The 6,292-nt window shown below is 75.8% G+C and carries 4 protein-coding genes; 3 read left to right on the top strand and 1 reads right to left on the bottom strand.

Annotation, left to right across the window (positions count from 1 at the left end; genetic code table 11):
- A partial coding sequence (locus CCN42_RS11270; protein ID WP_281259490.1) for a carboxyl transferase domain-containing protein occupies nt 1-494 on the top strand: 494 nt, incomplete at its 5' end.
- Nucleotides 495-579: 85 nt separating this feature from the next.
- On the opposite strand, the gene CCN42_RS11265 is transcribed toward CCN42_RS11270, so the two are convergent.
- Nucleotides 580-4,206 carry a S8 family serine peptidase gene (locus tag CCN42_RS11265; protein ID WP_086735063.1) on the bottom strand — a complete coding sequence of 1,209 codons (3,627 nt, stop codon included), beginning with the start codon at nt 4,204-4,206 and terminating at the stop codon, nt 580-582.
- 210 nt (nt 4,207-4,416) lie between these two features.
- On the opposite strand from CCN42_RS11265, the gene CCN42_RS11260 reads away from it, so the two are divergent.
- Both CCN42_RS11260 and CCN42_RS11255 read left to right on the top strand, forming a co-directional pair.
- Nucleotides 4,417-4,749 carry a CU044_2847 family protein gene (locus CCN42_RS11260; RefSeq protein ID WP_086172130.1) on the top strand — a complete coding sequence of 111 codons (333 nt, stop codon included), beginning with the start codon at nt 4,417-4,419 and terminating at the stop codon, nt 4,747-4,749.
- The coding region (locus tag CCN42_RS11255; RefSeq protein WP_107427581.1) for a VMAP-C domain-containing protein at nt 4,746-6,292 on the top strand (1,547 nt) is incomplete at its 3' end. The genes CCN42_RS11260 and CCN42_RS11255, both read left to right, overlap by 4 nt.

Here is a 6,292-nt window from a genome sequence, read left to right as displayed (position 1 = left end):
GCCGAACCGTGGCATACGCCGCCCAGACCGGCACGGCGACCCGTCCCGCCGGTTTCCGCACCGCCACGCGGCTGATCCGGTTCGCGGACCGGCTGGGCATCCCGGTGCTGACGCTGGTGGACACGCCGGGCGCGGCCAATGACGCGGAGGCGGAGCGGCAGGGGGCGGGGGCGGCGATCGCGGAGCTGTTCGGGGCGGTGGCCGGCGCGCGGACGCCCCTGACGACGCTGGTGATCGGCGAGGGCGGCTCGGGCGGGGCGCTGGCCCTGGCGGCGCCCGGCAACACCTGGGCCACGCCGGACAGCTACTTCTCCGTGATCGCACCCGAACTGGCCGCGGCCATCCTCAAGCGGCCCGCCACACAGGTGGCGGCGACGGCGGACCAACTCCTCATCCGGCCGCAGGACCTGGAGCGCCTCGGAGTGGCCCGGGTCCGAACGGGCGAGCAGTTGCTCCCCGGAACGGGCGATCGTCGCTCTGGAGGTCGCAGCTGACCCACGGGTGTCCGCCGGCCCGGGAGACATGCGACGGCGCCGCCCCGTCCCGGGGAGGCGGCGCCGTCCGCCGTCACCGGCGAGGTCAGCGCACGGTCACGGCCCGGACGATCTCCTGGACCACCGAACCGCCCCGGTCGTCCCGCGCCGAGGCCCGCAGCGAGACCGAAGGTGCGCCCTCCGGGACGTGCAGCGTGCCGCGCCAGGCGGCCGGACCGGCCTCGTCGAGCGGCACCTTCCGCCAGGACGCGCCCTCGTCGTACGACACGTCGAGGGTGCCGCCGCCGAGTGTCCCGGTGCCCGCCGCATCCCGTACGTACCCGGCGTGGATCCGCACCGGCACCCGTCCGTCGCGCACCGTGCCCGCGAGGTCGGTGCCGAGGTCGAAGCCGAGGTTGATCAGCGGCAGGACGGTGCGCCGGTCCGCCGGGGTCCGGGCCGAGCGGAAGGTCCACTCGGTGTGCCCCTCGGTGGCGGTGGGCCAGCGGGCCGGGTCGAGCGCGGTGTCGGTGACCACCGTGTACGCGCGCTCCTCGGCGGGCGCGTCCCACACGTACGCGGTACTGCCGGTGCGCCGGTCGGCGAGTTCCCCGTCGAGGTACACCGCGGTGGTCTGGGACATGCCGCTCTCCTCGCTCCACACGTCGCCGAAGCCGGTGTGGTCGGGCCCGGAGTCGCCCCAGCCGGGGGTGTTGAACCGGAGCTGGTCGCCGGTGCGCTCCTGGCCCCAGCCGAGACCGGTGCCGAGCCAGGGGTGCCAGACCGGCTTGAACCAGTTCAGCGCGGGCCGGGTGCCGCTGCGGTAGCGGACGAGTCCGCTGCGCTGCTCCAGCTCGCCGGCCCCGAGGTCCACCGACTCGTGCCACAGCTGTCCGGGGCCGGTGGAGACGTGATCGGTGCGTTCGGCCGGGTAGTCGATCCGCTCCTTGAAGCCGACGCCGATGGGGAAGGTGTCGGTGATCGAGTAGCGGAACTCGCCGCCGGACGCGGGCCGCGCCGCGTGGAACCTGGTCTGCACGGCGGCCAGTTCGTCGCCGGGCCGGTAGGTCAGGTCGCGGTCCGGCACGGCGCCCGGGTAGCCCTTCGATAGGTCGTAGACGTACGGCGTGTTCTTCGTGCCGGTCATGTCGACCCGCCCGGCGTCCCGCAGGCGCTGCGCGTCCGCCGCGTCGACCGTCGCGATCGGGAACGGGCGGTCGCCGCCCTCGTCGGAGCCCCACCAGGCGTTCAGCCGGCCCGGCGCGTGGTCCGTCACGAACAGCGCCGCGACGCCCGCGTCCTCGGCCGCCGCGGCCAGCGCGGCCCGTTCGGTGCCCGCGGGCAGCTCGGCCAGCACCGCCTTGCCCCGCACCCCGGTCAGGGGGCCGGCTCCGGCATCCACCAGGGGCAGCCGCACCCGGCCCTCGACGAGGGTGCCGCCGGGCTGGGCCGTCGCCTCGCCGACGCCCTTCACCTCCAGCAGCGGTTTGCCGAGCCGCCACACGGTCCGGTACTCGAAGGAGCCCTGGGTGACCCTCCGGGTCGGTGCCGCGAAGACGCTGTCGTACTTCACCGGCACCATCACCGCGCCGAACAGCCCGGCGCCGTGCGCACGGCGGTCGTACTCCATGAGCAGCTGCCGGGTCTCCGTGCGCCGGTCGACCTCGGCCGTGATCTGCCGCAACCGCCGTCCGTCGAGGACGACGTCGCGGTCCCGGTCGAGGACGATCTCGGGGTCCGCGAGGAAGCCGAGGCCGAGCGAGTCGGCGCCGTGGCCGCCGCGCACGTCGAGGAAGGACGCCACGCTGTACGTCCCGGGCGCGAGCCGCAGCCGCAGCGTGCCGGAGTCGCCGACGTACGCCGGGACGGGGTCGGCGCCCTCGGCGAGCCGCTGCACGACGAGGTCGGCGGCGGCGGGGGCGCCGTCGCGGTCCTTGACGTGGACCGTGAGCGTGTACCGCTCCTCTTCCTTGACCAGCCCGAACGCGGTGTGCGCGACCGGCGTCCCGGCGACGGCGGCCACGATCCGCCCGCTGGTGTTCCCGACCGGCGCCCGCGCCCCGTCCCCGGTCACCGTGGTGGACGCGGTGCCGTGCGCGGGAACGGTGAGCGTGGCGTCGGCGAGGGCGGCGACTCCGTCCGCGCCCCGCACGGACAGGTCCAGCGTGACCGGCTCGTCCCCGGAGTTGGTGTAGGTGACGGTCCTCGTCACGGGCTCGTTCGCCTCGTACGGCCAGCCGAAGAAGCCGAGGTCCACACTGCCCGTCGCGGTCACCCGCGCCCGCACCGCGTCCGGCACGCTGACCCGGCCCGCGCCCAGCGTGTACGCGGACGCGTCCAGCGGTGTGGACGTGGACATCAGCGCGTCCTTGAGCCGGGCGCCCGACCAGTCCGGGTGCCGTTCGGCGAGGAGCGCGGCCACGCCCGCGACATGCGGGGTCGCCATCGACGTACCGCTCATGGCGGTGTAGGCGCCGCTGCCCTCGCCGAGCGAGGAGCGGGCGGCGAGGATGCCGACGCCGGGGGCGGCGAGGTCCGGCTTGAGGGCGTGGTCGCCGTGGCGCGGGCCCGCGCTGGTGAAGTAGGCGGCCTCGTCGGCGGAGTCGACCGCGCCGACCGTGAGGGCCGCGTCGGCGGCGCCGGGCGAGCCGATCGAGGAGGGCGCGCCGGTGTTCCCGGCGGCGACGACGAACAGGGCGCCGGTCTGCGCGGAGAGGGTGTTCACCGCCTGCGCCATGGGGTCGGTGCCGTCGCTGGGCCCGGTGGAGCCGAGGCTCATGGAGACGATGTCGGCGCCCACCTCGCGGGCCGCCCACTCCATCCCGGCGATGATCTGCGACTCGCTGCCGGAGCCCTGGTCGCTGAGCACCTTGCCGACGGCGAGGGCCGCACCGGGTGCGACGCCCCGCTCCTCGCCGTCGGAGGCGGCGCCGCTGCCGCCGACGGTGGACGCGACGTGGGTGCCGTGGCCGTTGCGGTCGGCGACCTCCTCGCCGTCGACGAAGCTGCGGCTCACCGATATCCGCCCCGCGAGGTCGGGGTGGCTCGCGTCCACCCCGCTGTCGAGGACGGCGACGGTGACGCCCTTGCCGGTGAGCCCGGTCTCCCAGGCGGCCGGGGTGCCGATCTGGGCATTGCTTTCGGCCATGTCGGCGGTGACCCGCCCGTCCAGCCAGACACGGTCGATCCCGGCGCCGCGCCGGGTGAACTCCTGCCAGAACACCCGGCTTCGGTCCGCCTCGACGGCGGCCCCGCGCACCGAGGGCAGCGCCCGGGTCCGCTCGGCGCCGCGCGGGGTCACCGCCCGCGCGTCCTTGCCGTACGTCACGATCAGCGGCAGCGTGCCCGCCTGGTCGTCGGCGAGCTGCTGCCGCAGCAACGCGTCGACGTCGAAGAGCCGTTCGTCGAGCGTGCCCGCGCGCAGATACGGCAGTGCCTCGTCCGGTACGACGGTCAGCGCGCCGTCGGCGCTCTGGGTGCGCACCGCGCCGGTGGCGCCCTCGGGCCGTTCCACCTCGACGGCCTTCTTCCCGCCGCCCAGGTCGGTGACGGTCACCCTGTCGCCGGTGACGAGGGTGACGGTCCGGGCGGCGCTCGCCGTCCGGGTGGCCGGCTGGGCCTTCGCCGTACCGTCCGCCGGCTCCGCCGCGCCCGCCTGCGCCGCCGGCAGCAGCGGGAGCACGAGCGCCGCCGACAGGAGGATCGCCCCGCGTCCGACTGGTCCTCTGATCATCCCAACCCTCTCTCGATCGAGTGGTGGGACGAGTGTCGGGGGCCTCGCGGCACGGCGGAGCCGGCCGGACGTGGCGGGTTGGCGCTCTGGCGGGTTTCCGCCAGTGGGGGCGCACAGCCGTCGACGGTTGCCGGGACATCGGCAACCGGCCTCCGTCACAATGGAGTTCGGCGAGGCCACACGTACCACACACGGGGGAGCGGACGACGCATGGACGGTCTGGTGGAGTTCAGGACCGAGGAGGGCGCGCTGATCGTCGTGGAGGGCGTCGAGGACGGGACCGGCGCGCGGCTGGTCGCGCGCGGCGACGGACCCGCGCAGGCGACGCGCACCTTCGAGGGGGCGCTCGGCGGGGTGCGCGCGGCGGCGGAGTCCGCGCTGCGGGTGTTGCGCGACGGCACCCTCCAACCCGACTCGGTGGAACTGGAGTTCGGCGTGAAGCTCAGCGCGGAGACCGGGGCGGTGATCGCCAAGGGTGCCGCGGAGGGCCATCTCCTCGTCCGGCTGAGCTGGACCCCGGACCGGACCGCCGCGCAGGCATGAGCACATCCGCCTGGCACACCCGGATCGTGTGCGGCAGGGAGGTCGGCGCGGGCTTCCTGGTGTCCGCGCGCCGGGTGCTGACCTGCGCCCACGTGGTGCGGTTCAGCGACACGGCGGAGATCACCGTCGCCTTCCCGGGCCGCCGGGACCTGGGCGCCGTCCCCGCCTCCGTGGCCGTGCACGGCGGCTGGCGGGGCGGCGCCGCCGACCCCGGCGACCTGGCCGTGCTGGAACTGGCGCGGGAGGTGGACGTCACCCCGGCCGCCTTCGCCCCGCCCGGCGCCGAGCACGGCGGCGCGGAGCTGGTGGCGTACGGCTTCCCGCAGGGGTACGACGAGGGCATGCTCGCCTCCTACCGGGCGCTGCCCGGGCCGCTGATCTCCGGTGAATGGGTCCAGCTGGAGGCGCGCACCGCGCACGGTCAGCCGCTGGCCGCCGGGTTCAGCGGGGCCGCGGTGACCCTGGCCGACGGCACGGTGGTCGGGATGGTCTCGGCGATCGCCGGTGACCGGACGGTGCGGGTGGGCCGGATGCTGCCCACCGAGGCGATGGCCCGCTACTGGGGCGAGCTGGGCGAACTGGTCCCCACCCCCGGCCACCGCCCGGAAGCCCTCCGGCGGCTGTACGGGCTGCTCCGGCAGGCCGCGGAGGCCGGGCCGGTGTGCGACCCGAACCGGCTGTACGTCGACGCGGTGGGCGCGTTCGGGCCACCGCTGCCCGAGGGCGGCTTCGACTCCCTCACCCGGGCGGCGGCGTACGTCCAGTGGGAAGTGCCGGACCCGGACGCGGTGACCCGGTTCGCGGACCGGCTGGCAGAGCTGCTGACCGCCGGACCCGCGCGGCCGGACCCGGCGGACGGCCCCGGGGCGACCGCCTGGGCGCCGATCGTCGTGGAGATCGAGCACAGCGGCGCGGGCACCGACCAGGTCACCGTCGAGGTCTCCGCCTACCGCGACGGGCAGCGTCGCCCGGTCGGGGCACGCCGGCTGCCGCGCACCGGAGTACGCGCCTTCGTGCAGGAACGGATCGACGAGGCGTTCACCCAGCTCGCCCCGGACGCCGAGGAGCTCATCACCTTCGTACTGCCCCGGGAGTGGCTGAACGAGCCGGTCGCCCGCTGGGAGTGCAGCCCCGACGACGCCACCCCGCTGGGCTGCGCCTACCCGCTCGTCGTCGCCGACCGCGCCCGGCACCGCAGCGGCCGGCTCCGCCACCAGCTCGCCAAGAAGTGGCAGAAACTGGACGTCGGCGGCGGGACCGCCCTGCACCGGATCGGCTGTGGAACCCCGGAGCGCCCGCCGAGCCTGCGCAAGCGCCTGCGCGACCACGACGCAGGCCTCGCCGCCTTCGCCGCCCCGCCCACCGCCCTGCGCGCCCACTTCGAGGCCGGCCTCAACGTGCCCGTCCCCGTGCTGCTGTGGCCGCGCACCGGCTGCCCCGGCACCGGCCACGACGGTCCCTGCGCGGGCGAGACCTTCCTCGGCGAACTGACCGAGTCCGTCACCGGAGTCCCGCCCGCCGAACTCCCCCGCCACGTCCGCAC

This window comes from Streptomyces glaucescens (assembly GCF_002154375.1).
In the GTDB taxonomy this organism is placed as follows: domain Bacteria; phylum Actinomycetota; class Actinomycetes; order Streptomycetales; family Streptomycetaceae; genus Streptomyces; species Streptomyces glaucescens.
The sequence above is the reverse complement of the archived record's forward strand: the minus strand, read 5'-3'. Positions and strand labels throughout refer to the sequence as shown.